Here is a 25,986-nt window from a genome sequence, read left to right on the forward strand (position 1 = left end):
CCGCGGACCGCAGCAACGCCGACCGATGACTTTACCAGCGCAAACGAACGCGGCCAAAATCGCCGACGGTCAACCCCGCTCGGCCAGCACCCGACGGGTGTCCTCGACGTCGGTGGCGATGGCGGTGATCAGGTCTGCCACGTCGGGGTAGTTCTCCATCCCGCGCAGTCGGCCCACGAAGTCGATCGCGACGTGCTGCCCGTAGAGGTCGGCGCTCTTGTCGAGGACGAACGCCTCGACCGTCCGGGTCCGACCCGAGAAGGTCGGGTTGGTCCCCACCGACACCGCGGCCTGATACCGCTGTCCCGGCTCGACCTGTCCGACGACGGGTCCGACCCCCAACACCGAGAACCACGCGGCATACACCCCATCGGCGGGAATGGCCGCGTACATCGGCGGGGCGACGTTGGCGGTCGGAAATCCGAGCTCTCGACCGCGTCCGTCGCCGCGCACCACAACGCCTTCCACTCGGTGCGGACGTCCGAGCGCCTCGGCAGCGGCCTCGACGTCGCCGGCCGCGACACACGAACGGATGTAGGTCGACGAGAAGGTCACCGCATGCTCACCGAACAACGAGATGGCCTGCACCTCGAACCCGAACATCTGCCCGAGCTCGGCGAGTTTGGTGACGTCGCCGGCCGCCTTCTTACCGAAGGTGAAATTGTCGCCGACCACGACATCAGCCGCGTGCAGGGTCTCGACCAGGATGTCGTGGGCGAAGTCCTTGGGGGAACGCGACGCCAGTTCCGGCGTGAACGGCATGACGCAGAAGACGTCGATGCCGAGCTGTTCGGCCAGCTCCGCCCGCCGGGTCAGCGTGGTGAGCTGCGGCGGATGCGTGCCGGGCCGCACCACCTCGGCCGGGTGCGGGTCGAAGGTCATCAGCACGGCGGGCACGCCGCGTTCTTTCGCCGCTGTGGTCGCGGCATGGATCAACTGGGCATGGCCGCGGTGCACTCCGTCGAACACACCGATCGTGACCACGCATCTACCCCAGTCCGCGGGGATGTCCTCGAGACCTCGCCAACGCAACACGCGCACCAGCCTACGGCCCGCCGCGACGACAAACCACATCCGGCCGTCGGTGGTGAACAGCGTGTTTCACCGGACCTCGGATGGTTGAACGCAGCGGGAACTGCCGACGACGCGACGGCTGCTGTCGCCGGCCGGGCGGGCACACCCTAAGCTCGAAGAATGCCCCAGTCCCGCGCGGCCCGAGCCGACATGCCCGCATCGGGCGGAGATGTCGACGCCCGAACCACGTCGGCCGAGCGACCGGTGACCGAACTGTCCAATGTCACCCAGGACTACCTGAAAGTCATCTGGACGCTTCAGGAGTGGGCAGACGTGAAGGTCACCACCAAGATGCTCGCCGAACGTCTCGGGGTGTCGGCATCGACTGCATCGGAGGCCATTCGCAAACTCGCCGATCAGGGTCTGGTGTCGCACGAACGGTACGGGTCGGTCACCCTCACCGACGAGGGGCAGTCCGCGGCGGTGCTGATGGTCCGCCGACATCGACTCATCGAGACCTTCCTGGTGCGCGAACTCGGCTACGGCTGGGATGAGGTGCACGACGAAGCCGAGGTGCTCGAGCACGCGGTATCGGACCGGCTGATGTCCCGGTTGGACGCGAAACTCGGCTTCCCCAGTCGGGATCCGCACGGCGATCCGATCCCGGCCCTCGACGGTTCGGTGCCCAGCCCGGACGCCAGGCTGCTCTCCGAGCTCGAGGTCGACGAATCGGGCACGGTGGCACGGATCTCCGACGACGACCCGGAGATGCTGCGCTACTTCGACGAGGTCGGGGTCGCCCTGGACCGCGTGGTCACGGTCGTGGAGAAACGACCGTTCGCCGGCACGATTTCGATCTCGGTGGACGGCAGCGAGCAGATCGACCTCGGTGACATCGCCGCCCGGGCGATCTTTTTGGTGACGCCGCCGTGATCGTGGGGCGGTCGCTGACCCCGGGGTCAGCGTAGCGTCGCCGGCCGCACCACCATCACCGAACTGGCGCGGCGCCCCTTCTCCTGTACGAGTGCGATAGCCCGACCGTCCGGGTCGATCACCACGTAGGTCTCCTTGCGGCCGATCGGGGTCAACCATCGCCCCTGACTGATCGACTCCGCTTCGTCGGCATCGATGTCGCGGTGCGGGAAGGACAGTTTCGCAGCCTCATCGATCGTCAGCGACAGACCGGGGCCTTCGCTCAGCATCTCCAGCGTGCGAGCGTTCTCGAGAGTGAACGGCCCGACGGCCGTGCGGCGCAGCGCCGTCAGGTGGCCGCCGACCTCCAGTGCGGAACCGAGATCGCGGGCCAGCGAGCGGATGTAGGTGCCGGCCGAACAATCGACCTCGACATCCACATCGACGAAGCCGTCGTCGGTTCGCCGGATGCCGACGATGTCGAACCTGCTGACCGTCACCGGCCGGGCCGCGAGATCGAACTCCGCGCCGGTACGCACCAGGCTGTGTGCGCGTCTGCCGTCGACCTTGATCGCACTGACCCGGGCCGGAATCTGTTCGATGTCACCGGTCAGAGCCGCGATGCCGGCGGCGATCTCGTTGTCGGTCAGATGTGCCGCATCAACACGCGAGATCGTCTCGCCCTCACGATCGTCGGTGTCGGTGGCCGCACCGAGCCGCATGGTCGCCACGTAGGACTTGGTGGTCAGCGAAAGCAGTCCCAGCAGCTTGGTGGCCCGTTCGATACCCACCACCAGCACGCCGGTGGCCATCGGGTCGAGCGTGCCGGCGTGTCCGACCCGCCTGGTGTTGAACAGCTTTCGGCATCTCGACACGACATCGTGGCTGGTCATGCCGGGGTCTTTGTCGACGACGATCAGGCCGGCGTTCTCAATCGATGCATCGGCCATGTCAGAGGTGCGCAATCGTCGTCGTGATGAGTCCCTGGTCGATCAACCATCGTCCGCGCAGTTCCACCAGCGGCGCCCCACCATCGACCGCGGCTGGGTCGATGAGGATTGCCGAAGTGAACGTGCCGGCCCGTTCGGACGTCTGGTCAAACGTGATGTGGGCGTCCTCGAAACCGAGCCACCGCTGCGTCAGCGGGAACCACGCCTTGTAGGTGGCCTCCTTGGCGCAGAACAGCAACCGATCCCAGTGCACTCCGGCCGGGCGGGTGGCGAGCACCGCACGTTCGGCCTCCAGGCTGGTGTGCTCGAGAACTCCGGCGGGCAGGCGATCGTGTGGTTCGGCGTCGATACCGAGAGACCGGACCTGCAGCGCGTAGGCGACCACGGCCGCCCGATATCCGTCGCAGTGGGTCAGACTTCCCACGACCCGGTCGGGCCAGACCGGCATCCCGCGCTCACCGCGCATGATGGGAGCGGGTTCGATTCCCAACTGCCCCATGGCCTGTCGCGCACAGTACCGCGCGGTGGTGAACTCGCGCCGCCGCTTCTCCACGGCCCGTTCGATCAGGGACCGTTCGGCGGGCAGCGGTTCGATGCCCGGTGGGTCCTCGAACGCCTCGGCCGCGGCGACACCGCTCGGCACGAGCTGTTCGATCATCTGTCGCCCTCCTGGGGACGTGTGGTGGGTCGTGCGGCCCGACGCTCGCGCCGCTCGGCGATGCGGCGCGCGAACTCGGCGGCGCGTTGCTCGTAGTCCGGCGGCAGTTCGAACCGTGCGCCGTGACCGGGCAGGTCGTCCTCGGTGAGCCCTGGGTCCGGAATGATCGGCCGCAGCAAGGGATCCGGTAGCCCGCGGCGCTTCCATTCGCGCGGATACCCGACCGACACCTCTTCGAAGCGTACGCCGTCGTACCAGGTGGTCCGCGGGATGTGCAGATGGCCGTACACGCAGCACGCGGCGTTGTACCGGGTGTGCCAGTCGGCAGTGAGTTCGCTTCCGCACCAGAGCGCGAACTCCGGGTACATCAGGGCGTCGGTGGGTTCCCGACGCAACGGCCAATGGTTGATCAGCACAGTGGGTTCGGCGGTATCCAGTGCATCGAGGCGCCGGCGCGTCGACTCGATGCGCGCCCGACCCCACGCATCGCGGGTGGGGAACGGCTCCGGCGAGAGCAAGAACTCGTCAGTGGCGACGACGTTTCGTTCGCGGGCCAACGCCAGCGCGGTCAGCGTGGTGGTGGTGCCCTCGGGACGGAAGGTGTAGTCGTAGAGCAGGAACATCGGCACCACCCGAACGCCCGGCGATCCGTCGCCGGGGTCGAACAACGGGTAGATGTCCTCCGGCGTCACGACACCGATGTCTCGGCAGGCCTGCACCAGATAGTCGTAGCGCGCGACGCCGAAGATCTGCAGCGGGTCCTTCGCGGTGGTGTAGAGCTCGTGGTTGCCCGGCACCCACACTACGGTGTGAAACCTCGTTCGCAGCCGCCGCAACGTGTCGATGATGTCATCGGTGCGTTCGGCGACATCGCCCGCGACGATCAGCCAGTCATCACTGCTCTGCGGCCGGATCTGGTCGACGATGTGCTCGTTGCCCCGATGCGCGACATGGAGGTCACTGATCGCCCACAACGTCGCCATCCGTTCAGCCTAACGATGTGGCCGCGGTCACCTCGGAGCAGCCCGACCGCCGCGCCTCGGTCAGCGGACCGGCGCCCCGGGGAGTGCGGACTTCTCGTAGGTGAGCACACCGTCGGGCTCGGTGACGTACTCGCCGACGCAGCGTCCCGTGATGGCCGCGACCGTGACGTCCCAGATCTTGGGGTCGAACGGTTCGAAGGTGTGCTCGAGCCCGAGCGCCGGCAGCGACTCGTTGGCCGGGATCGGAGTGACCCGGCACTGACCTCCGTCGAGGTGGCCGTCGACCCACTCGCGGGCGCTGCGGACGCCGTAGTACTGCGTGGAGCCCGGGGTGTCGTCGCCTTCGTTCAAAGCTGTCAAGAATGGGGTTCCAGGGCACACCTCGGGGGCGGCCGGTTGGCCACAGGCGCCCGGCGAGCCGTACTGCGGGCTGCCGAACGCGAGGTAGGTGGACACCTTCTGGTGTCCACCCATCTCCTTGAGATACAGGCGGGAGCTGACACCGCCGATGCTGTGACCGACCAAGGCGACCTGGACCCCGGGATGCTCGCGGTGAAGTCTGTCCACCGCGGCGCCGATCTGCTTCGCCTCGGCGGTCATGTCGGCGCCCGGGAGGTCGAGGACCGTGGTGGGATATCCGCGCGCCGTCAGGTTCTGGGCCATCGGCTGATACGGCAGGGCCCCGAGGTACTGCCCCGGGACGATCAGGACGTGCGTCGTCGCAGCCGGCGCGGCGCCGGCCGGAACGGCGCCGGCCGGAACGGCGCCGGTGGACAGACACATCGCGAACACGCCGCACACGACGGCGACGAGGAATCGGATCGACATGAGGTAAGGGTAACCGAAGCCGCGGCACGAACTTACCCTTTGGTCAGGTCTGCATGCCCGTGCGGCGCCAATCACCCGATCGCACACGATGGGCGACGGCGACCAACCGGAGAACCATGAACACCACCAGGCCGCTCCAGATGCCGGCGAGACCCCAATCGAACACCAGCGACAACCAGATCAGTGGCAGGAATCCGCCGAGCGCAGCGGCCAGCGTGGCAGTGCGCAGGAATCGGGCGTCACCCGCCCCGAGGAGCACCCCGTCGAGCGCGAACACGACGCCCGCGATGGGCAACATCGCGACGAAGAACCACCACGGCGTCTCGATCGCGTCGAGGATCGCCGGGTCCGAGGTGAACAGCCGCGGGATCAGTGCCGCGCCGAGCGCGAAGACCGCCGCCGCTGCGCCGGCCGCGGCCACCGACACCACGGTCACGCGACGCGCCGTACCCACCGCGGAGCCGACGGCTCCCGCACCCAGCGCAGCCCCCACCAGCGACTGCGCGGCGATGGCGAGCGAGTCGAGAAACAGCGACATGAACTCCCACAGTTGCAGCACCACCTGGTGGGCCGCGACGGCGTGAACGCCGAACCGTGCTGCCACCGCGGCAGCGGAGAGGAAACACACCTGGAAGGACAGACTGCGCAGCACCAGATCCCGCGCCATCACCAGTTGCGCCCCGATCACCCGTCGATCCGGGGCGATCCGTGGCGTGTCCGACCGACGGACCGCACGAACCACCCGGATGGCGAACAGCAGCCCCGTCAGGCCCTGTCCCACCAGGTTCGCCACGGCGCTCCCAGGCAGGCCCATCCGGGGAAACGGGCCGACACCGTGGGTCAGACCGACCACCAACACCGCCGCCACCGACAGCCCGACCACGACGTAGACAACCGGTCGCCGGGTGTCCTGCACCCCACGCATCCAGCCGTTGCCGGCCATCGACAACAGGATCAGCGGAACGCCGAACATGGCGATCCGCAGCCAGCCGGCCCCGTCGGCGACGACCTGTTGCGAATCCGCCGAGCCGGTACCGACGAGCACCCGCATCACCACCGGCGCCAGTGGGTACATCACCGCCACCAGCGCAACACCGACTCCGAGCGCGATCCAGCTCGCCTGTACCCCTTCGGATATCGCACCCGATCGGTCGCCTGCGCCGAATCGACGGGCCGACCGCGCGGTGGTTCCGTAGGAGAGAAAGGTGAGCTGGGTGCTGATCACCGACAGCACCAACGTTCCCACACCGAGCGCAGCCAGTTCGTTGCCGCCGAGGCGACCGACCACGGCGAGGTCGAGAAGCAGATACAGCGGCGGCGCGATGAGTACCGCCAGCGCCGACACGGTGAGCACCGCGATGCGCCGACCGCTCGGCGTCGACGGCGGCACGCTCGTGACGTCCGACTCTCTCAGAGGGACTCCACCAGTCGCGCGACGACGGCGTCGGCGGTGCCGGTGTCGCTGTATCCCGATGCGTGCCGATGGCCACCACCACCGCGTGCCGCGACGATAGGAACGAGGTCCACGGCGCGTTTGGATCGCAGCGACACGGCCCATTCTCCGGGCGCGGTCTCTTTGAAGACTGCGGCGACCTCGGCCTCGACGGCCGTGCGCACGATGTCGATGACGCTCTCGGATTCCTCCCAGCTCATCGCGGAGAGGACGTCGTGACCCACCACCGCATAGACGATCCCCTCGCCGTTGCAGGCGTGCGGGTCGAGACGCGCGGTCGCGAGCACCTGCGACACCAGGGAGAACCAGGCGAACGGGTGACTGTCGATCAGTGCGCGGCTCCACGCCCGTCCGTCGACTCCGGCGTCGAGCAGCCGTGCGGCCACCCGGAACGACTCGGGTCGGGCCCAGCGGAACGAGCCGGTGTCGGTGACGATGCCCGCGTAGAGGCAGGTGGCGATGTCGACGTCGAGTTCGACACCGAGTTCGTCGAGCACCGCCAACACCAACACAGCGGTACAGTCTGCCGCCGGATCGATCAGGTCGTGGTCGCCGAACCCGTTGTTGGAGGCATGGTGATCGATTGTCACCGAGCACTCCGCAGCCGAGAACACCGGCGCCAGCCCATCGAGCCGCCCCAGGCTGGCTGCGTCCACCGACACCACCACCGGATGCCCCACCACCTCGGCCGCCGGCACGAGCAGCTTGCTACCGGGAAGCTCGCCCAATACCGCCGGCAATGCCACGGTGTCGGGAAACGCGACCTCCACCTCGGTGCCGAGGTGGGTCAGTGCCAACCCCAGCGCCAGCCCGCTGCCGATGGTGTCCGCGTCCGGGCGCACGTGGCAGAGGATTGTCACGGCGGATACCCCGGTGAGAGCACCGGCGACCGCCGTGCTGGTCGCGGCCGTCACTCCTGGGAACCGTCCTCGTCTGCGGTGTCGTCGTCGTGGCGGTAGGGGTCGGCCTCACCTGCGGGGGTGGCGGTCGCCGCCTGCCGGGCTACCAGTTCGTCGTTGGCGCGCGCCCGTGCGACGAGTTCCTCCATCTGACGCGCGGCATCGGGCACGGTGTCGAGCACGAAGGTCAGCGTCGGGGTGAACCGCACCCCGGTGCCGGCGCCGACCTTGGAGCGGAGGATGCCGGTGGCTTTCGCCAGACCGGCTGCGGCCGCCTCGTAGTCGGGTTCGGCGTCGATCGATTCGCCCATCACCGTGTAGAACACCGTCGCATAGTGCAGATCGTTGGTGACCCGTGCGTCGGTGATGGTGACGTGTTCGAGCCGGGGATCCTTGATCTCGGTGCCGATCGCCGAGGCGACGATCGACGAGATGCGCTTCGCCAAGCGGGCGGCTCGTGCCGAATCAACCATGATGGTCCTTTCCACTGGGAAACTACTCCCCTTCGGTCCGCGCGCGCAGCGGCACGCGGACCGAAGGGGAGGTGGGTTGTCGCGGCGGACTCAGTCGCGCGGCTTCTCCTGCAATTCGTAACTCTCGATGACGTCGTCGACCTTGATGTCGCTGTAGGTGAGCGTGAGACCACATTCGTAGCCTTCGCGGACCTCGGTCGCGTCATCCTTCTCGCGCCGCAGAGAGGCGATCGACAGGTTCTCGGCGATCACCACGTTGTCGCGGAGCAGGCGGGCCTTGGCATTACGCCGCATGATGCCCGACTGGACCAGACAGCCGGCGATGTTGCCGACCTTCGACGACTTGAAGATGGCCCGGATCTCGGCGCGGCCGAGCTCCACCTCTTCGTAGATCGGCTTGAGCATGCCCTTGAGCGCGCTCTCGATCTCGTCGATGGCCTGGTAGATGACCGAGTAGTACCGGATGTCGACGCCCTCGCGGTTGGCCAGCTCGGTGGCCTTGCCCTCCGCACGCACGTTGAACCCGATGATGATCGCGTCCGACGCCGCCGCGAGGTTGACGTTGGTCTCGGTGACACCACCGACACCGCGGTCGATGACCCGCAGCGAGACCTCATCGCCCATGTCGATCCCCAGCAACGCCTCTTCGAGCGCCTCGACGGTACCCGAGTTGTCGCCCTTGAGGATGAGGTTGAGCTGGCTGGTCTCCTTGAGCGCCGAATCCAGGTCTTCCAGACTGATCCGCTTACGGCTGCGCGCGGCCAGCGCATTGCGCTTGCGCGCGTTGCGCCGGTCGGCGATCTGCCGGGCGGTGCGGTCCTCTTCGACGACGAGCAGGTTGTCGCCCGCGCCGGGCACCGAGGTGAATCCGATGACCTGGACCGGACGCGACGGTAGCGCCTCGGCGACGTCGTCGCCGTGCTCGTCGACCATGCGGCGGACACGTCCGTAGGCGTCACCCGCGACGATCGAGTCGCCGACCTTGAGGGTGCCGCGCTGCACGAGCACGGTCGCCACCGGTCCGCGACCACGGTCGAGGTGTGCCTCGATCGCGACACCCTGGGCGTCCATGTCCGGGTTGGCCCGCAGATCCAGCGAGGCATCCGCGGTCAGCAGGACCGCTTCGAGCAGCGCGTCGATGTTGTCGCCCTGCTTGGCCGAGATGTCGACGAACATGGTCTCGCCGCCGTACTCCTCGGGGATCAGGCCGTACTCGGTCAGCTGACCGCGGATCTTGGCCGGGTCGGCGCCTTCCTTGTCGATCTTGTTGACCGCGACCACGATCGGCACGTCGGCCGCCTGGGCGTGGTTGACCGCCTCCACCGTCTGCGGCATGACGCCGTCGTCGGCCGCGACCACGAGGATCGCAATGTCGGTGGCCTTCGCGCCACGGGCACGCATGGCGGTGAACGCCTCGTGACCCGGGGTGTCGATGAACGTGATCAGACGATCGTCCCCGTTGAGGTGGGTGTTCACCTGGTAAGCGCCGATGTGCTGGGTGATGCCACCGGCCTCCGCCTCACGGACATTGGCCTTGCGCACGGTGTCGAGCAGTCGGGTCTTGCCGTGGTCGACGTGACCCATGACGGTGACCACCGGCGGACGCTGCTCGAGATCCTCTTCGCCGCCCTCGTCCTCGCCGTAGGACAGATCGAAGCTCTCCAGGAGCTCGCGATCCTCGTCTTCGGGGCTGACGACCTGGACGGTGTAGTTCATCTCCGAGCCGAGCAGCTCCAGCGTCTCGTCGTTGACCGACTCGGTCGCCGTGACCATCTCGCCGAGGTTGAACAACGCCTGGACCAGCGATGCCGGGTTGGCATCGATTTTGTCGGCGAAGTCCGACAGCGAGGCACCACGAGCGAGACGGATGGTCTCGCCGTTGCCGCGCGGCAGCCGAACGCCACCGACGGCCGGAGCCTGCATGTTCTCGTACTCGGCGCGTTTTGCCCGCTTCGACTTGCGTCCTCTGCGCGGGGCACCGCCGGGACGACCGAACGCACCCGCGGCACCGCCGCGACCGCGACCGCCGCCGCCACCTGGGCGTCCGCGGAAACCGCCGGGCGCGCCGCCGCCACCGCCGGGGCCGCCACGGAAGCCGCCGCCTCCGCCGCCGCCACCACGGCCGCCACCACCGCCGGGTCCGCCGCGACCGGGACGTCCGGCGTCCGGACGCGCCGCACGGCTCGGCATCGCGCCCGGGCTCGGGCGTGGGGGCATGCTACCGGGGCTGGGACGGGGTCCGCCCTGACCGGGAGCGGGACGACCGCCACCCTGACCTGGGCGTCCACCGGCCCCGGGCCGACCGCCGCCGGGACGCGGGCCACCCTGCCCCGGACCGGGACGAGGACCCTGCGGCCGTGGAGCGGGCGCCGGCGCGGATGAGTACGGGTTGTTGCCGACACGCGGTGCGCGCGGGCCGGGCTTGGGACCGGGACGCGGGCCGGGTCGGGCCGCGGGAGCGCTGCCGGCGTCTTTCGCGGCCGGAGCTTCCGGCTTGGGAGCCGGGGCGGGCTTCGGCTTCGCCGGGGACGGCGTGGGGGCCGGGGCCGGAGACGGAGTCGACGACGGGGCCGGGGTGGCGTCGGCCGCCGCGGCCGGGGACGGGCCCGGGGTCGGTGCGCCGGGCTTGGGGCCGGGCCGTGCCGGTCCGGGTTTGGCGCCGGAGCCGTTGGCGCCGGGCTTGGGTGCACCGCCGGGCTTGGGCGCCGACTTGGCGCCTTCCTTGGACCCGGAGGACTTGGGGAATGATTCGCGGAGTCGACGGGCCACTGGGGCCTCCACCGTCGACGACGCAGATTTGACGAACTCGCCTTGCTCCTTCAGTCGCTCGAGCACCTGCTTGCTCGTCACGCCGAGTTCTTTGGCCAGTTCATGCACGCGGGCCTTGCCTGCCACTGCTCTCCTCACTTGTGAGGTCGAGCGGGCTGCCCGCTACGACCTCGGTTTACGTCCGATACGCGCTCATCGTGGGTACTTCACGGTGTGCTCATAGTCTTCTGCTACCTGTTCCGGCCGCGACGGCCATCTTCTTCGGTGATCTCGCCGATCGCTTCGGCGAGGTCGTCGGGGTCCACGGTCAGACCGGGGGCCCGTAGCGCCGAGGGAAACGCCTTGCGTCGCACCGCGGCGGTCACACAGTCCCTCCGCGGGTGCAACCAGGCACCTCGTCCCGGCACGGTTCGCGCGACGTCCACAACCAGTTGTGGCGTGTTGTCGTCCTGTCGGACGGCAACCCGGACCAGATCGGCTGCTTCGGCGCGCTTGCGACAGCCGACACACATCCGGACCGGCCCGAGGTGGGCGAAACCGTCCTGCTCGCTTCGATCCGGGGGTGGCGTCAACAGTCTTCGCTGAACCATCGATCAGTCTAGCGCGCCGTAGGTGTTCTCGGACAACCGGCTGCTCAGTCGGCGTGCGACAGGCCCGGACGGCCGCTGTGCGCGGCCGGTGGCGCCGGATCGGCGTCGGACCGAATGTCGATCCGCCAGCCGGTCAGCCGGGCAGCGAGTCGAGCGTTCTGGCCTTCCTTGCCGATCGCCAGAGACAACTGATAGTCGGGTACCACGACTCGTGCGGCCTTGGCGGCGAGGTCGACGACCTCCACCGAGACAACCTTCGCCGGCGACAATGCATTCCCGACGAACACCCCCGGGTCGGTGTCGTAGTCGATGATGTCGATCTTCTCGCCGGCCAGTTCGCTCATCACGTTGCGGACCCGCTGCCCCATCGGTCCGATGCACGCGCCCTTGGCGTTGAGTCCGCTCACGCCGGTGTGCACCGCGATCTTCGAGCGATGTCCGGCCTCCCGGGCGACAGCGACGATCTCCACCGATCCGTCCTCGATTTCCGGGACCTCGAGCGAGAACAACTTGCGCACCAGATTCGGGTGCGTGCGCGACAACGTGATCTGCGGCCCACGCGGTCCACGAGAAACGCCCACGACGTAGCACTTGATGCGGTCGCCGTGCTCGTACGTCTCGCCCGGCACCTGCTCGGCGGTCGGGATGACCCCCTCGGCGCTGTTCGCGTCGCTGCCGATCTGCACCACGATCATCCCGCGGGCGTTGGCGCGGGCGTCCGCCTGCACGACGCCACCGACGATCTCACCCTCGTGGGTGGCGAAGTCGCCGAAGTTCTTCTCGTTCTCCGCGTCGCGGAGGCGCTGCAGGATCACCTGACGTGCGGTGGTGGCGGCGATCCGGCCGAAACCCTCCGGGGTGTCGTCCCACTCGTGGACCACATCGCCGTTGTCGTCGAGCTCCTGCGCGAGCACCCGCACCGCACCGGTCTTGCGATTCACGTCGATGCGGGCGTGCGGCGCGAAGCCATCGGTGTGCCGGTAGGCCGTCAGCAGGGCGGTCTCGATCGCGGTGATCACCGTCTCGATGGAGATGCCCTTGTCGGCCTCGATCATGCGCAGCGCATTGATGTCGATGTTCATCTGGCAGTTCTCCTATTCATTTGTGGCTCCTATTCACTTGTCTGGGCTGTTCACTTGTCTGGGCTGTTCACTTGTCTGGGCTGTTCACTTGCTTGGGCTGTCCGCTTGCGTTCGGGCGTTCTGTTGTCCGATTTGATTGTGCGCAGTTACACGCGATTTGTGAATGCGTCGGTGGTGGTGTGTCCGCTCAGGGCGCCTGGCGACGCCGCGCGATTTCGTCGGCCTTGAGGCCACACAGCTCTAGTTCGGCGGAACTCGGGCGGGAGAAGTCCACGCCCACCACGGCGTTGGTCACCGACTCCAGCATCACCCGCATGGCACTCAGGCGACCACGGTTGTTGACGACGATCTCCACCGCGTCCTCATCGACCGATCCGACCCGACCATCGAGGTGCGCCGGGGCACCGGCGGCATCGACGTAGTCAACCGACACCTTGCGGCCGGTGGCGCGCCGCCAATGCCGGGGCAGGGTGAGGGGGCGGTCCACACCGGGCGAGGTGACCTCGAGCACGTAGGCGGCGTCAGCGGTCTCGGGCGCCGCGTCGAGAACGTCGGAGATCTGTCGACTGAGGTCGGCGAGGACGTCGAGTTCGCCGCCACCATCGCGGTCGACGACGATGCTGACGTCGGTCCGGCCGGTGGAGCCGGTGACATGTACATCCTCGAGGTCGAAGCCCTCGGCGGTGACGACCGATTCGACGAGTCGGTGCACCTGTTCGGCGGTGAGCGGCACAAGCGCCTCCTCGTCTTCAGTTGTCGCGACGATGCTGTGGACTGATGGTCACGGCGGTGATGGACCGCTCGTGTGCAGTGGCCCATCGTAGACCATCGTGATGGCACCGACGACCAGCCGACCGGCTCGTGCTCGAAAGCGGGAAGTCTGCTGGCATCATGTCTCGCGTGACCACTCCCCTCCCCCGCCGTTCGGTCCTGCGCGGCAGTCTGGTCGTCGTAGCCGGAGGTGTCGCGACATCCATGGTGGTGGCCTGCGACCGAGGCCCGACTGCCGATCAGATCACCGCCGCCGCCCTGGCACCGCTCGCCGATGCTGCGCTGGCCGATCAGGCTGCCGCGCAGGCATTGGCTCCGCAGGTGCCGGAGTACAGCAATGCCCTCGGGGTGGTCGCGAACCAACGCGGTGAGCACGCCCAGGCCCTGCGCGAGGAGATCACCCGACTCGACGAACGCACCGCCGCACGCCTCGGCACGGCGGGAGCTGCAGGATCGGGGTCGACGCCGGGGACTCCGACGTCGGGGACGGCCCCGGCTCCGTCGGCGCCTGTTCCGACCGTCTCCACGGTTGCCGGGATGCGCGGGCTGCTACAGCAATCGGCACGCACCTCCGCGGACGCGACGGTGTCATTGAACGGTTACCCGGCCGGACTCGCCGGCGCGATCAGCGCCTCGGTGACGAGCATGGTGGAGGTACAGCTCGCATGACCGCCCCGACTGACGCACTTGCTGCCGCCGTCGATGCCGAGGACGCCGCGATCTTCACCTACGGCGTGTCGACCGCCTACGTTTCCACTGCACGGCGTTCGATGGTGGCGGAATACGTTGCCGCCCATCGAGTTCGACGCAACGAACTGGTGGCTGCGCTGACTGCGGCCGGCGCGACGGCACCGCAAGCGGCCGCCGGCTACATACTGCCCGTGGATGTCGATGATTCGGTGACGGCGGTCCAGGCGCTCCTCGCCGCCGAAGTCGACTGCACGGTCGCCTATCGCGCGCTCATCGAGCAGAGCGAGGATGCCACGGCGCGCCGCACGGGACTCGACGGACTCACCGAATCATCGGTGCGCGCGGCCAATTGGCGTGTAGCACTGCGTGAATCACCGGTCACCGTCCCCTTCCCCGGACGCGCCGGCTGATCCGGATGAAGGCTCGGGCCACCCACGACGCGCACCCGCTGCGCATCCGCGCATGTCGCGACGTGCGCGGATGCCGATCGCGTGCGCGGATCGATCCGTTGTCGGCGATCACCTGACCCGGCGACCGCGCCCCCGGCCTACCGGGCAGCCTCGGTCACCCGTGTCACGGCGTCGTCGACCGGCACCTCGGTGGCCTCCCCGGTGAAGCGGTCGCGGATCTCGATGGTGCCGTTGGCATATCCGCGGCCAACCACGACGACCACGGGCATCCCGAGCAGTTCGGCGTCCTTGAACTTCACGCCCGGCGAGGCCTTGCGATCGTCGAGCAGCACCGACAACCCTGCCGCGTCGAGATCCTCGGCCAACTGGTGGGCGCCGGCGATGGCGGCCTCGTCCTTGTTTGCGATCACGAGGTGGACCGCGAAGGGTGCCACCGACCAAGGCCACCGCAGGCCCTTTTCGTCGTGGCACTGTTCGGCGATCACGGCGACCAGGCGCGAGACCCCGACGCCGTAAGAGCCCATGGTGAGGCGCACCGGTTTTCCGCTCTCGCCCAGCACATCCACCTCGAAGGCATCGGTGTACTTCTGACCGAGCTGGAAGATGTGGCCGATCTCGATGCCCTTGGCCGAGACCAGCGGCCCCTTGCCGTCCGGAGACGGGTCCCCGTCGCGGACCTCGGCTGCCTCGATCGTGCCGTCCGGGGTGAAGTCGCGTCCGGCGACGAGGTTCACGAAGTGCTTGCCAGGCTGGTCGGCGCCGGTGATCCAGGAGGTGCCGTCCACCACCCGCGGGTCAACCAGGAAACGGACGCCGTTGGCCGCCAGTGCCTTCGGTCCTATGTATCCCTTCACGAGAAACGGGTTCGCGGCGAAATCCTCGTCGGAGAGGATCTCCACCTCGGCCGGTTCGAGCGCCGCCTCGAGACGCTTCATGTCGACCTCACGGTCGCCGGGCACACCGATACCGGTGATCTCCCAGTCGCCGCCCGGTTGGCGCACCTTGACCAACACGTTCTTCAAAGTGTCGTGTCCGCCGAACGTGCCGTCCAGAGTGGCGTTGGCCCACCGCACGAGTGAGTCGATGGTCGGGGTGTCCGGGGTGTTGTGGACCTCGGCCTCCGGCAGACCCTCGAACGGGATCGGTTCGGGAGCCGGGGTGACCACCGCTTCCACATTGGCGGCGTACCCGGATTCCACACACCGGACGAAGGTGTCCTCGCCCACCTCGCTCTCGGCGAGGAACTCCTCGGACGCGCTGCCGCCCATCGCCCCGGAGGTGGCCGCGACGATGACGTAGTCGACCTCCAGGCGCCGGAAGATTTTCTGATACGCCTCCCGGTGGGCGGTGTAGGCCTTCTTCAACCCGTCGTCGTCGAGGTCGAACGAATAGGCGTCCTTCATGACGAACTCGCGCCCACGCAGGATGCCGGCACGGGGCCGCTCCTCGTCGCGGTACTTCGTCTGCACCTGATACAGGATCACCGGCAGATCTTTGTAGGAGGAGTACTCCCCCTTGACCAACTGCGCGAACAGCTCCTCGTGGGTGGGTCCGAGAAGCATGTCGGCGCCCTTGCGGTCCTTGAGCCGGAACAGGTTGTCGCCGTATTCGGTCCATCGCCCGGTGGATTCGTAAGGGTCGCGCGGCAGCAGCGCCGGCAGCAGGATCTCCTGCGCCCCGATGGCGTCCATCTCCTCGCGCACCACCTGCTCGACAGCGCGCAGCACCCGCAGACCCAGCGGCAGCCAGCTGTACACCCCGGGCGCCGCTCGGCGGACATAGCCGGCCCGGACGAGGAGTTTGTGGCTGGGGACCTCCGCGTCGGCCGGGTCATCACGGAGTGTGCGCAGGAACAGCGTCGACATGCGAGTGATCACAGGTGACCAGCTTAGACGTGCCGATCTGCGGCTCGTTATGGTGTTGCGGTGCTCGTCATCCTCCCTCCCTCCGAGACCAAATCCGACGGTGGGCGTGGTGCGCCGCTCGACCTGGACACCCTGGTGTTTCCGGAGCTCAATCCCATCCGCAAACGCATCGCCGAGTCGCTCGTCGAGTTGTCGGCAGATCTCGACGCCAGCCGAGCCGCCCTCGGGTTGGGCCGTACCCAGCTGGCGGAGGTGGACCGCAACGCGGATCTGTGGCTCGCCCCCACCCGACCGGCGATCGAGCGCTACACGGGGGTGCTCTACGACGCACTCGACCACGGTGCCATGACCCGCGCACAGAAGACCAAAGCCGGCGAACGCCTCGCCATCGGTTCGGCATTGTTCGGCGTGGTCCGTGCCAGCGACATGATTCCGGCGTACCGGCTGTCGGGCGGCTCCAAGTTGCCCGGCATGTCGACGCTGGCGTCGGTCTGGAAGCCGGAGTTGTCGAACAGTCTCGCCGCTGTGGACGACTTCATCGTCGACCTACGGTCCGGGGTGTATCAGCAACTCGGCCCGGTTCGCGACGCCGTCACCGCCACCGTGGTGACCGAGGCCGCCGACGGCAGCCGGAAAGTGGTCAGCCACTTCAACAAGCACTACAAAGGGCTGATGGCCCGCGCCCTGGTGCACACTCGCCGAAACGTGCGAGACGTCGACGGTCTCGCCGCCGTGTTGTCCGACGCGGGCCAGCGGGTCGAGATCGAGGGCTCCGAGCAGATCGTGGTTATCACCGACTGACCGCAGCACTCCGCCGCCGGGCCAGCGGCCTCAGTGCTGGGTGCGCTCGTCGACGTCGAGGTTGGCGTTGGCGGCTTCCTGCGCCGCCTGACCTTCGGCCACTTCCTCCGGGGTGAACCGCATGAACAGCACCACCACGGCGGCGAGCACTGCGATCCCGGCGCAGCAGGCGAAGGCGAGACCGTAGCCGCTGGCCTGCGCGGCGAGTTCGGTCGGGTTCATCTCCTCGACGGGCCGGGTGGTGCCACCCTCCGACAGCGCCCGCGAGGTGACTGCGGCGCCCACGGCCACCAGACCGATCGCACCACCGAGGTTCTGCGCCACCTGGGCGAGCGCGGTCAGCGGGCCGATCTCGGTGGGGCCCACTCCGGCGACGACCGACAGGGTCAGCGGGATGACGGCGAAGCCGACACCGAAACCGATCACCACCACGGGCAGGCCGATGCTCGGGAAGTATCCGGGACTGCCGGTGGCGATCGACGATGCGTACAGGCAGCCGGCCAGGATGATCGCGCCACCGAGCAACACCAGCCACCGAGGCTGGATGATCAGCGCCAGCTTCGAGGCGATGGCGGCCGCGATGCCGAGGCCGAACGCGAAGGGCACCACGGCCATCCCGCTCTGGATCGGCGAGTACTTGAGAATGCCCTGCAGATACAGCGAGATGAACACCGCCATGCACATCATGATCATGCTGGCGAAGAAGATCGCGACGAGCGCGGCGACACGGCTGCGATTGTCGAACAACACAAACGGCAGGATCGGATTGGCGGCCTGTCGTTCGACGATGACGAAGGCGGTCAGGGCGAGGCCACCGAGAATGAACGATCCCACCACCAGCGGGCGCGCCCACCCGTCGGGTCCCTCGTTGACCGCCAGCACCAGCAAGGTGCAGCCGAGTGTGCCGAGGATCGCGCCGGGAATGTCGAGCGACAACCGCTCACCCTGCGACTCGCGCAGTACCGCGACCGCACCGACGGCGACGAGCACCCCGATGGGCACGTTGATGAGGAACACCAGCCGCCACGACACCTGGGTGAGGACGCCACCGAGAATGAGTCCGGCGACCGAGCCGACGCCGGTCATCGCCGCATAGATGGCGAACGCCTGACTGCGCGCCTTTCCGGGTGCGAAGGTGGTCGCGACCAGCGCCATCGCCGTCGGCGCGGCGATCGCCGCCGAGGCCCCCTGCAAGGCGCGCCCGACGATGAGACTGGCCTCGTTCCATGCGACACCGCACAGCAGCGAGGTGACGGTGAAGGCCACCACACCGATGACGAACATCCGCTTTCGCCCGAACGCGTCGCCGAGACGGCCGCCGAGCAACATCAGCCCGCCGAATGCGAGGACGTAACTACTGATGATCCAGTTGGCACCGGACTCCGAGAGCGACAGCGCATCGCGGATCTTGGGCAACGCGAGGGCGGCCACGGTGCCGTCGAGCACCATGAGCAGCTGCATTCCGCTCAGCACCAGGATCGCGGGCCCGAAGACGTTGCGGTAGGCCGGCACGCCGGCGTGCACGGGGCTCGACGTTTCGGGGGCTGACATAAAGTTCGACGGTACCGTCCGGCGCCCCGAATATGCCAATCGCCGTTGGCCCGTTTCGGTCGGTTGTGCCCGCGCTACGTCGCCAGGTCGGTGAATCCGGCCACGTCGCCGATCACGACGATCGCCGGCGGCCGCAATCCGTGCTCGTCGGCGGTGGCCGCGGCATGCTCCAGGTCGGTACGCAGGACACGCTGCGTGGGCAGCGACCCGTTCTCGATCATCGCGACCGGGGTGGCAGGCGGCTTGCCGCCGGCCAGGAGCGCATCGGCGAACACGTCGACGCGTTCGACCGCCATCATCAGCACCAGCGTCCCGCGCAGTTTACTGATCGCCGGCCAGTCGATCAGCGAATCGGGATGATCCGGGGCGACATGACCGGAGGCGATGACGACCTCGTGGGTCACGCCCCGATGGGTGACCGGGATGCCGGCCGACGCCGGGGCGGCGATCGGGCTGCTGATGCCGGGGACCACCGTCACCGGCACGCCTGCCTCGACACACGCCTGCACCTCTTCGAAGCCGCGTCCGTAGACATAGGGGTCGCCGCCTTTGAGTCGCACCACGAACTTGCCCGCCTGCGCGCGCTCCACCAGCACCGAGTTGATGGCGTCCTGTTTCATGGAGCGGCCGTAGGGCACCTTCGCGGCGTCGATGATCTCCACCTGCGGGCCGAGTTCGGCGAGCAATTGCGCGGGCGCCAACCGATCGGCGACAACGACGTCGGCCTGAGCCAGCAGTTTCTGGCCGCGCACGGTGATCAGGTCGGGATCGCCGGGACCACCGCCGACGAGCGCCACCCCCGCGGCATGCGGTGCGTCGTCCTCGACACGCAGCGACCCGTCGGCCAGCGCCCGGCCGATCGCGGCCCGCAACGCCGCCGACATCCGGTGGTCGCCACCGGCGAGCACACCGAACTGCAGATCCCGATGTCGGCCGGACGCCGGGGTGACCGCGGTGCCGAAGCGCGCGTCGTCGGCGCGGACACAGAAGGTGTGGCGGGCCTCGGCGTCGGCCACCACCTGCGCGTTGACCGCCGGGTCGTCGGTGCAGGCCATCACGTACCACGCCCCGTCGAGGTCGCCGTTCTCATAGGCTCGGTGCGACACCGAGATCCCGACGGTGGACTCGACCGCGGGTGTCGGGTCGATGGCGATCACGTGGACGTCGGCGCCGGCAGCGATCAGATTGGGCAGTCGGCGCTGGGCCACCGACCCACCGCCCACCACGACCACCCGGCGACCGACCAGGTCGAGACCGACCAGGTAGTGACCGCCGGAGCTGTCGTTCGGCGACCCGGGGGTCGGGGACGTTTCGGTTGCGGGACGGGCACCATCGGCACCGTCGGACACGCCTGAGGACATGACCCACGAGCCTACCGACCCTCCATCGGTCGGGCCGACCAGTGCCGGTCTCCCTTCCTCGCCGCCCGCTCAGGCCACCCGGTCAGCCCGGCAGCCGGCCGCTCCGCCGGGCGAGTTCCCACACGTCGGCGACCGGAACTCCGAGACGGTGAGCCGATGACCGCAGCAGCTCCGCGAGCAGCACCGATGTCGCGTACTCGCCGAGCGCCGGATCCTCGGGTTGCATACGGATCGAGTTCCACCAGCTCACGTTGCCGCAGCTGGCCGCCTCGGCCATGGCGATGGCGGTGTCGAAGCCGGCGATCGGGGCCTCGGCGATCGGGGCCGCGGTGTCGGTGTCGGTCACAGCAGCGCGTCCGAATCGACCCCGCGTGCCCGCTGTCGCTGCAAGGCCCGCTCACGCGACTCCTCGAACCTGCGGACCTTGACGTCCATCTCGTCGAGGACCCGGCCCAGCAGGTCGCGGTAGTGCTCGCCGAGCGGTCCGAAGTCGTCGCGCTCGAAGATCCGCCACTTGCGCAACACCGGCATCACTACCTCGGACAGGTGTTGCGGGAGGTCGTAGATGCCACCCTTCGCGATGAGCACGGCGTTGCGTCGGAAGTTCGGCATCGTGGCACCGGGCATCTGGAAGTTGGCGACGATCCCGTAGATCGCGGCCATCGTCTGATCGGGCAGCAGGTCGAGCGCACCGGCGACGATGTTGCGGTAGAAGAGCATGTGCAGGTTCTCGTCGGCGGCCACCCGCGCCAGCATGCGGTCGGCGACCGGGTCACCGCACGCCTTGCCGGTGTTGCGATGTGACACCCGCGTCGCGAGTTCCTGGAAGCTGACGTAGCTGACCGCATAGAGCATGTCGTAGCTGTGGTCGCGTTGCCCGTCGTCAGCGGGCAGCGGGTTGAACCCGTGGGTCATGTGGGCCATCCGGGTGTTCTCCAGCTCCACCGGATCCACCCCGCGGGTCACCACCAGGTAGTCGCGCATGACGACCGAATGCCGCATCTCCTCGGCGGTCCAGCGTCCCACCCAGAATCCCCACGCGTCGTCGAGGCTGAAGTTCTCGGCGATGACGCGGTGATACGAGGGCAGATTGTCCTCGGTGAGCAAGTTGGTGATCATCGCGGCCTTGGCGGTCTCCGACAGCTGCGATTGCGACGGGTCCCAGTCCACCCCGCCCAGCGCGGCGAAGTTGCGCCCGTCGTCCCATGGCACGTAGTCGTGCGGATGCCAGTCCTTGGTCATCTTCATGTGCCGGTCGACCTCGGTCTCGCACACCGGCAACAACTCTCGGAGCAGATCCGACCCGGACATCCGGTTGTCGGTCACCGCGGGTGGATCGATCAGACTGGTCATCGCTCTCCTCGGGGTCACACGGATATGACGCGATCAACTCTGCTCGCGGGTGGCCGTGCGTCTCGTGGGCCGAAAGTCCCGACTGCGCTGGGTCGCAGGTCGCCGGATCGGGCGACTGCCCCGGCCGGGGCGCTGCGGTACCGTCAGACCATGCCTCCCGAGGTTCCGACAGAGGGCGCCACCCGGCCGACGCCGACCCGCGTCTATCTGGTCGACGACCACGAATTGGTGCGACGCGGACTTCGCGATCTGTTGAGCACCGCCGACGATCTCGAAGTGATCGGTGAGGCGGCGACGGTGGGTGAGGCGAGGGTCGGGATCCTCGCTGCCGTGCCCGACGTCGCGGTCCTCGACGTCCGCCTCCCCGACGGCTCCGGCGTCGAACTCTGCCGCGACGTCCGGGCCGCGCAACCGTCGATCGGGTGCCTGATGCTGACCAGCTACGCTGACGACGACGCGCTGCTCGCGGCGGTGCTCGCCGGGGCGTCGGGGTTTGTGCTCAAGCAGATCCTCGGCCACAACCTGATCGAAGCGGTCCGCGCCGTCGGTGCGGGTGGATCGCTGCTCGACGACCGCAGCACATCGGCGCTGCTGGCCAAACTCCGCAACCGCAGTGCCCCCGCCCACGATCCCCTCGCCGAACTCACCCATCAGGAGCGCGAGGTGTTCAATCTGATCGGTGAGGGGCTGACCAATCGACAGATCGCCGAGCGAATGTTCTTGGCGGAGAAGACGATCAAGAACTATGTGTCGCGCATCCTGACCAAACTGGACATGCAACGCCGCACCCAGGTGGCGGTCATGGCGACCAAACTGCGTGACGGCCGGGCGCCCTGAGGCTCACCCGGTGAGCGGCACTGTCCAAGTAAGTGTGGTGCCACCGGCACCGCCGGGCGCCGTCGCGACCTCGAACACGCCATCACAGTCCTCGGCTCGGCGGGTGAGGTTGTCCAGACCGCGGTAGACCACGTCGGTTCCGATCCCGACGCCGTCGTCGCTGATCGCGACGGTGAGCACGCCGTCGTCGGCGGTCACCGACACGTCGATGTGGTCAGCGTCCGCATGTCGCAACGCATTCGACAACCCCTCCCGGAGCACCGCATCGATGTGTGGGGCCAGCCGTTCGGGGACGACGGTGTCGACCGGACCGGCAAATGCCACGCTCGGCGCGATCGGCGCCTGGGCGGCGAGTTCGGACACGATGTCGAGCACGCGCCGACGCAGCGTCGCGGTGTCGTGGTGGCCAGAAATGGTCTGCAGATCGAAGATGGACGTGCGGATCTGGGCGATGGTGCGGTCGAGGTCGGCCACCACCTGCTCCAGCCGTGCACGGGCGGCGTCGTCGGTAGCGGCCCCGGCCAACATCGTCTGCACCGACATCCCGATCGCGAACAGTCGCTGGATGACGTGATCGTGCAGATCCCGCGCGATCCGATGCCGGTCCTCGAGCACCTCGAGATCGCGAGCCACCTGCTGCTGTTCGGCGTAGGCCACCGCGAGCGAGGTCACCTCGGCGACACCGGCGAGGCCTGCCGCGTCCTCGTCATCCCATCGTGGCCGGTCGGCGTGGGTGATGACGAGGCGGCCGAAGGTTCCGGCCGCGCGTTGCAGTGGCTGCACCGTCACCCAACGGGCAGCGCGCCGGATCAGCGACGAACCGATCTCGTCTGCGGGCACCACGGTCCGCGTCGGGAAGGCGGTCACCCCGAGGTCGCCGCCGGCGATCGCTGCCCCGGTGTGTCCGACCACCTCCACCCCACCGGGTGCTCCGGTCAGCACGAAGACGTCGACGGCGGCGGTGAGGTCGGCGACGTCATCGCACAGGCGTGCCAGGGTGTCCTCCAACGCGATACCCGCCATCGGTTCCGAACCGCGCCGGGCGATGACCTGCATCCAGCGATGCCGGGTCCGGGCCTGCTCGAACAGTCGGGCGTTGTCCACCGCGACCCCTGCGGCCACGGCCAACACCGCCACCAAGGTTTCGTCGACCTCGGTGAATTCCGGGGCCGTCCGTTTCTCGGTGAGGTAGATGCTGCCGAACACGGATCTGCGGATGATGATCGGCGCACCGAGGAACGTCGACATCGGCGGATGGCCGGGCGGGAATCCCACCGATGCCGGGTGGTCGCCGAGCGCGGGAATCCGCAACACCTGCGGTTCGTCGATGAGCAGGCCGAGCACGCCGCGACCCACCGGTAGGTGATCCATCTGTGATCGCTGGGCCGGGGTGATGCCGGTGTAGACGAAGGCGCTGAGTCCGCCGTCGGGTCCCCGCACGCCGAGCGCGCCGTAGCGGGCGCCGACGACCTGCGACGCGACATCCACGATGCGCTGCAAAGCGCGGTCGAGTTCGAGACCCCGGCCGACGACGAGCACGGCCTCGAGGAGGTCACTCAGCACGCGGGGGTCGTCGACGCCGTGGCGCGCCAGCGCGTCGAGCGCCTCGCTCAACCCACGATTCATCCCGCGCGCCCCGTACGTTCCGTGCGTTCGGCGTGCGCTCGGGCGTGCTCCACGAACCGCACGACCGCCGCCGGCGAACCCGCCGGGTGCACATGTAGATAGGACGCATGGACCGCACCGGAGGCGAATCCGTGGCTGCCCGGGTGACCTCGGTGATCGCGCCACGCCCACGCCGGATCGGGCGCGTGCACCCCTGCGTGGACCGTCGAGCGGTGGAATTCGTGACCGGTCACCCGTTCACCGGCGGCGAAGGCAACTGAATCGGTGACCGCCACCGCATCGCGGTATCCGAGCGTCAACGTCGGACCGAACCGGCCCGCCACATCCAGCACCCCGGCCATCGGATGGCCGTCGAGTTCGCTTGCGAGGTAAAGCAATCCGGCACATTCGGCGACGATCGGACGACCCGACCTCGCGTGCGCCGCGAGCCCGCTGCGCAACGGTTCGTTGGCCGACAGCGCCTCAGCGTGCTCTTCCGGGAATCCCCCGCCGATCACCACCGCGTCGGTGTCCGCCGGCAGGGGGTCGACGAGCGGATCGAAACCCACCACATCGGCACCGGCGGCGGTCAGCAGTTCTCGGTGCTCGGCGTAACCGAAGGTGAACGCCGCGCCGCCGGCGACGGCCACGCGCGGTCGTGCCCCGACGTCGGCGACCCGACAGTGAGCGGCCACCGCGTCATCGGCCGACCACGGCGTCACCGCAGGCCGCAGACTGCTCTGTGCGGCCGCCACGATCGCCGGGAGATCCAGGGCCGCACCCAGGGTGGCGGTCATCGCGGCCACCGCGCGCACTGCGTCGTCGCGCCGTTCGGCCGCCGGGATGAGTCCGAGGTGACGCGACGGCACCTGCAGCCCGGGGTCTCGGCGCAGCACGCCGACCACCGGCAGCCCGACCCGACTGCACGCCTGTCGCAACACGGTCTCGTGGCGGTCGGAGCCGACCCGGTTGAGGATCACACCGACGATGCGGATCGACGGGTCATACCCGATGAACCCGTGCAACACTGCGGCCAGCGACTGACTGTGACCGGCGGCGTCGACGACGAGCACGACCGGCGCGCCGATGAGCCGGGCGACATGTGCCGTCGACCCGAAAGCCGCGGGGTCCTCGGCACCGGTCTCTTCGGGCAGGATGCGGCCGTCGAACAGGCCCATCACCCCCTCGACCACCGCGATGTCGGCACCGGCCGCCCCCGCGGCGAACAACGGTCCCACCAGCTCCGGACCGACCAGGTTCGGGTCCAGGTTGCGTCCCACCGTGCCGGCGGCGACAGCGTGATATCCGGGATCGATGTAATCGGGCCCCACCTTGAACGGCGCCACCCGATGACCCGCAGCCCGCAGGGCGCCGATCAGACCGGTGGACACCGTCGTCTTGCCGCTGCCCGAGGCAGGCGCGGCGATCACGACAGCCGGGACTGCACTCATCCGACGTTCCCGCGGCGGTGTGTCACCTGGTCACCATTCGATGCCCTTCTGTCCCTTGCGGCCGGCGTCCATCGGGTGCGCGATCTTGTGCATCTCGGTGACGAGGTCGGCGGCGTCGATCAGGGTGGCCGGCGCTCGGCGGCCGGTGATCACCACATGTTGGCGTCCGGGCCGTGCTCGCAAGGTCGCCACCACCGCGTCGGTGTCCACCCACCCCCAATGCAGCGGATAGGTGAACTCGTCGAGGACGTAGAAATCGTGCTCGTGCGCCGCCAGTCGCCGGGCTATCTCGTCCCAACCGGCGCGTGCCGCTTCGGCGTGATCGTCGTCGTGATCGGCGTTGGCTCGCAACCACGACCAGCCCTGGCCCATCTTGTGCCACTCCACCGGACCTCCGCGCCCGGTCTGTTCGTGTACCTCGCCGAGCGCGGTGAGGGCGCTCTCCTCGCCGACCCGCCATTTGGCACTCTTCACGAACTGGAAGACCGCCACCCGCATGCCGGCGTTCCAGGCCCGCATCGCCATGCCGAACGCCGCGGTCGACTTGCCCTTGCCCTCGCCGGTGTGCACCGCGAGCACCGGCTGGTTACGCCGCTGCCGGGTGGTCAGCCCATCGTCGGGGATGGTGTCGGGTACTCCTTGCGGCACGCTGCCTCCTGGCGGTCGCGGTCTGGTGCGAA

The 25,986-nt window shown here is 68.5% G+C and carries 25 protein-coding genes; 5 read left to right on the forward strand and 20 right to left on the reverse strand.

The annotated features are described in order from the left end of the window. Positions 1-69 precede the first annotated feature (69 nt). The gene (locus L1892_RS04405) at positions 70-1,035 is read right to left on the reverse strand and encodes a bifunctional riboflavin kinase/FAD synthetase (RefSeq protein WP_235722224.1); all 966 of its coding nucleotides are present in this window, start codon (positions 1,033-1,035) and stop codon (positions 70-72) included. A 189-nt stretch (positions 1,036-1,224) separates the two neighbouring features. Between L1892_RS04405 and L1892_RS04410 the strand changes: the two genes are divergently transcribed. Next, on the forward strand, positions 1,225-1,947 hold the full coding sequence (locus L1892_RS04410; RefSeq protein WP_235722383.1) for a metal-dependent transcriptional regulator: 723 nt from the start codon (positions 1,225-1,227) through the stop codon (positions 1,945-1,947). Positions 1,948-1,973: 26 nt separating this feature from the next. Here L1892_RS04410 and truB read toward each other — a convergent pair whose 3' ends face one another. From truB to rimP, 11 genes are all read right to left on the reverse strand, one after another. Next, on the reverse strand, positions 1,974-2,876 hold the full coding sequence (gene truB, locus L1892_RS04415; protein ID WP_235722225.1) for a tRNA pseudouridine(55) synthase TruB: 903 nt from the start codon (positions 2,874-2,876) through the stop codon (positions 1,974-1,976). Position 2,877: 1 nt separating this feature from the next. After that, positions 2,878-3,534 carry a 4'-phosphopantetheinyl transferase family protein gene (locus L1892_RS04420; protein WP_235722226.1) on the reverse strand — a complete coding sequence of 219 codons (657 nt, stop codon included), beginning with the start codon at positions 3,532-3,534 and terminating at the stop codon, positions 2,878-2,880. Beyond that, complete coding sequence (locus tag L1892_RS04425) at positions 3,531-4,517, reverse strand: metallophosphoesterase family protein (RefSeq protein WP_235722227.1); 987 nt, start codon at positions 4,515-4,517, stop codon at positions 3,531-3,533. The genes L1892_RS04420 and L1892_RS04425 overlap by 4 nt, the downstream gene beginning before the upstream one ends. Before the next feature lie 60 nt (positions 4,518-4,577). Further along, positions 4,578-5,345, reverse strand: coding sequence for an esterase/lipase family protein (locus L1892_RS04430; RefSeq protein WP_235722228.1), 768 nt, complete (start codon positions 5,343-5,345; stop codon positions 4,578-4,580). Positions 5,346-5,388: 43 nt separating this feature from the next. Next, a complete protein-coding gene (locus L1892_RS04435; protein WP_235722229.1) occupies positions 5,389-6,735 on the reverse strand; it encodes an MATE family efflux transporter in 1,347 nt (448 codons plus the stop codon). Positions 6,736-6,755: 20 nt separating this feature from the next. Further along, entirely contained in the window at positions 6,756-7,712 is a 957-nt protein-coding gene (locus tag L1892_RS24845; RefSeq protein ID WP_235722230.1) for a DHH family phosphoesterase, read from the reverse strand. After that, positions 7,709-8,170: a 30S ribosome-binding factor RbfA gene (rbfA, locus tag L1892_RS04445; RefSeq protein ID WP_235722231.1), complete on the reverse strand. Its 462-nt coding sequence runs from the start codon at positions 8,168-8,170 to the stop codon at positions 7,709-7,711. The genes L1892_RS24845 and rbfA overlap by 4 nt, the downstream gene beginning before the upstream one ends. Before the next feature lie 90 nt (positions 8,171-8,260). Continuing rightward, positions 8,261-11,065 carry a translation initiation factor IF-2 gene (infB, locus tag L1892_RS04450; RefSeq protein WP_235722232.1) on the reverse strand — a complete coding sequence of 935 codons (2,805 nt, stop codon included), beginning with the start codon at positions 11,063-11,065 and terminating at the stop codon, positions 8,261-8,263. A 104-nt stretch (positions 11,066-11,169) separates the two neighbouring features. Then, positions 11,170-11,529: a YlxR family protein gene (locus tag L1892_RS25000; protein ID WP_372474959.1), complete on the reverse strand. Its 360-nt coding sequence runs from the start codon at positions 11,527-11,529 to the stop codon at positions 11,170-11,172. Positions 11,530-11,573: 44 nt separating this feature from the next. After that, complete coding sequence (gene nusA, locus L1892_RS04460) at positions 11,574-12,611, reverse strand: transcription termination factor NusA (protein WP_235722233.1); 1,038 nt, start codon at positions 12,609-12,611, stop codon at positions 11,574-11,576. A 187-nt stretch (positions 12,612-12,798) separates the two neighbouring features. Next, on the reverse strand, positions 12,799-13,344 hold the full coding sequence (rimP, locus tag L1892_RS04465; protein WP_235722234.1) for a ribosome maturation factor RimP: 546 nt from the start codon (positions 13,342-13,344) through the stop codon (positions 12,799-12,801). A 158-nt stretch (positions 13,345-13,502) separates the two neighbouring features. On the opposite strand from rimP, the gene L1892_RS04470 reads away from it, so the two are divergent. After that, complete coding sequence (locus L1892_RS04470) at positions 13,503-14,051, forward strand: hypothetical protein (protein ID WP_235722235.1); 549 nt, start codon at positions 13,503-13,505, stop codon at positions 14,049-14,051. Beyond that, positions 14,048-14,482: a ferritin-like domain-containing protein gene (locus tag L1892_RS04475; RefSeq protein ID WP_235722236.1), complete on the forward strand. Its 435-nt coding sequence runs from the start codon at positions 14,048-14,050 to the stop codon at positions 14,480-14,482. Before L1892_RS04470 ends, L1892_RS04475 begins: the two co-directional genes overlap by 4 nt. A 137-nt stretch (positions 14,483-14,619) precedes the next feature. On the opposite strand, the gene L1892_RS04480 is transcribed toward L1892_RS04475, so the two are convergent. Next, positions 14,620-16,347, reverse strand: coding sequence for a proline--tRNA ligase (locus tag L1892_RS04480; protein ID WP_235722385.1), 1,728 nt, complete (start codon positions 16,345-16,347; stop codon positions 14,620-14,622). 60 nt (positions 16,348-16,407) lie between these two features. Between L1892_RS04480 and yaaA the strand changes: the two genes are divergently transcribed. Then, on the forward strand, positions 16,408-17,148 hold the full coding sequence (gene yaaA / locus L1892_RS04485) for a peroxide stress protein YaaA (protein ID WP_235722237.1): 741 nt from the start codon (positions 16,408-16,410) through the stop codon (positions 17,146-17,148). A gap of 30 nt (positions 17,149-17,178) precedes the next feature. On the opposite strand, the gene L1892_RS04490 is transcribed toward yaaA, so the two are convergent. From L1892_RS04490 to L1892_RS04505, 4 genes are all read right to left on the reverse strand, one after another. After that, positions 17,179-18,699: an MFS transporter gene (locus L1892_RS04490; protein ID WP_235722238.1), complete on the reverse strand. Its 1,521-nt coding sequence runs from the start codon at positions 18,697-18,699 to the stop codon at positions 17,179-17,181. Positions 18,700-18,773: 74 nt separating this feature from the next. Continuing rightward, complete coding sequence (cobA, locus tag L1892_RS04495; RefSeq protein WP_235722239.1) at positions 18,774-20,060, reverse strand: uroporphyrinogen-III C-methyltransferase; 1,287 nt, start codon at positions 20,058-20,060, stop codon at positions 18,774-18,776. Between the two features lie 82 nt (positions 20,061-20,142). After that, complete coding sequence (locus L1892_RS04500; protein ID WP_235722240.1) at positions 20,143-20,406, reverse strand: hypothetical protein; 264 nt, start codon at positions 20,404-20,406, stop codon at positions 20,143-20,145. Next, complete coding sequence (locus L1892_RS04505; RefSeq protein WP_235722241.1) at positions 20,403-21,413, reverse strand: acyl-ACP desaturase; 1,011 nt, start codon at positions 21,411-21,413, stop codon at positions 20,403-20,405. The genes L1892_RS04500 and L1892_RS04505 overlap by 4 nt, the downstream gene beginning before the upstream one ends. Positions 21,414-21,563: 150 nt before the next feature. On the opposite strand from L1892_RS04505, the gene L1892_RS04510 reads away from it, so the two are divergent. Then, a complete protein-coding gene (locus L1892_RS04510; RefSeq protein WP_235722242.1) occupies positions 21,564-22,250 on the forward strand; it encodes a response regulator in 687 nt (228 codons plus the stop codon). Between the two features lie 3 nt (positions 22,251-22,253). Here L1892_RS04510 and L1892_RS04515 read toward each other — a convergent pair whose 3' ends face one another. From L1892_RS04515 to cobO, 3 genes are read right to left on the reverse strand one after another with little or no spacing between them, the layout of a single operon-like run. Beyond that, positions 22,254-23,876 (reverse strand): GAF domain-containing sensor histidine kinase, encoded by a 1,623-nt coding sequence (locus tag L1892_RS04515; protein ID WP_235722243.1) that lies wholly within the window; start codon positions 23,874-23,876, stop codon positions 22,254-22,256. Continuing rightward, positions 23,873-25,306, reverse strand: a complete 1,434-nt coding sequence (locus tag L1892_RS04520; protein ID WP_235722244.1) for a cobyrinic acid a,c-diamide synthase CobB — start codon at positions 25,304-25,306, stop codon at positions 23,873-23,875. Before L1892_RS04520 ends, L1892_RS04515 begins: the two co-directional genes overlap by 4 nt. A gap of 30 nt (positions 25,307-25,336) precedes the next feature. Then, on the reverse strand, positions 25,337-25,954 hold the full coding sequence (gene cobO, locus L1892_RS04525; protein WP_235722245.1) for a cob(I)yrinic acid a,c-diamide adenosyltransferase: 618 nt from the start codon (positions 25,952-25,954) through the stop codon (positions 25,337-25,339). Between the last annotated feature and the right edge of the window lie 32 nt (positions 25,955-25,986).

Source organism: Gordonia tangerina (assembly GCF_021556435.1).
Taxonomy (GTDB): Bacteria; Actinomycetota; Actinomycetes; order Mycobacteriales; family Mycobacteriaceae; genus Gordonia; species Gordonia tangerina.

Coding starts and splice junctions, on each gene's coding strand:
- truB (WP_235722225.1), bottom strand. CDS start 2,876: ATGGCCGATGCATCGATTGAGAACGCCGGCCTGATCGTCGTCGACAAA.
- L1892_RS04515 (WP_235722243.1), bottom strand. CDS start 23,876: ATGAATCGTGGGTTGAGCGAGGCGCTCGACGCGCTGGCGCGCCACGGC.
- L1892_RS25000 (WP_372474959.1), bottom strand. CDS start 11,529: ATGGTTCAGCGAAGACTGTTGACGCCACCCCCGGATCGAAGCGAGCAG.
- L1892_RS04470 (WP_235722235.1), top strand. CDS start 13,503: ATGTCTCGCGTGACCACTCCCCTCCCCCGCCGTTCGGTCCTGCGCGGC.
- L1892_RS04410 (WP_235722383.1), top strand. CDS start 1,225: ATGCCCGCATCGGGCGGAGATGTCGACGCCCGAACCACGTCGGCCGAG.
- L1892_RS04490 (WP_235722238.1), bottom strand. CDS start 18,699: ATGTCAGCCCCCGAAACGTCGAGCCCCGTGCACGCCGGCGTGCCGGCC.
- L1892_RS04505 (WP_235722241.1), bottom strand. CDS start 21,413: ATGACCAGTCTGATCGATCCACCCGCGGTGACCGACAACCGGATGTCC.
- rbfA (WP_235722231.1), bottom strand. CDS start 8,170: ATGGTTGATTCGGCACGAGCCGCCCGCTTGGCGAAGCGCATCTCGTCG.
- cobA (WP_235722239.1), bottom strand. CDS start 20,060: ATGTCCTCAGGCGTGTCCGACGGTGCCGATGGTGCCCGTCCCGCAACC.
- L1892_RS04520 (WP_235722244.1), bottom strand. CDS start 25,306: ATGAGTGCAGTCCCGGCTGTCGTGATCGCCGCGCCTGCCTCGGGCAGC.
- L1892_RS04475 (WP_235722236.1), top strand. CDS start 14,048: ATGACCGCCCCGACTGACGCACTTGCTGCCGCCGTCGATGCCGAGGAC.
- L1892_RS04510 (WP_235722242.1), top strand. CDS start 21,564: ATGCCTCCCGAGGTTCCGACAGAGGGCGCCACCCGGCCGACGCCGACC.
- L1892_RS04480 (WP_235722385.1), bottom strand. CDS start 16,347: ATGTCGACGCTGTTCCTGCGCACACTCCGTGATGACCCGGCCGACGCG.
- L1892_RS04430 (WP_235722228.1), bottom strand. CDS start 5,345: ATGTCGATCCGATTCCTCGTCGCCGTCGTGTGCGGCGTGTTCGCGATG.
- nusA (WP_235722233.1), bottom strand. CDS start 12,611: ATGAACATCGACATCAATGCGCTGCGCATGATCGAGGCCGACAAGGGC.
- L1892_RS04425 (WP_235722227.1), bottom strand. CDS start 4,517: ATGGCGACGTTGTGGGCGATCAGTGACCTCCATGTCGCGCATCGGGGC.
- L1892_RS04420 (WP_235722226.1), bottom strand. CDS start 3,534: ATGATCGAACAGCTCGTGCCGAGCGGTGTCGCCGCGGCCGAGGCGTTC.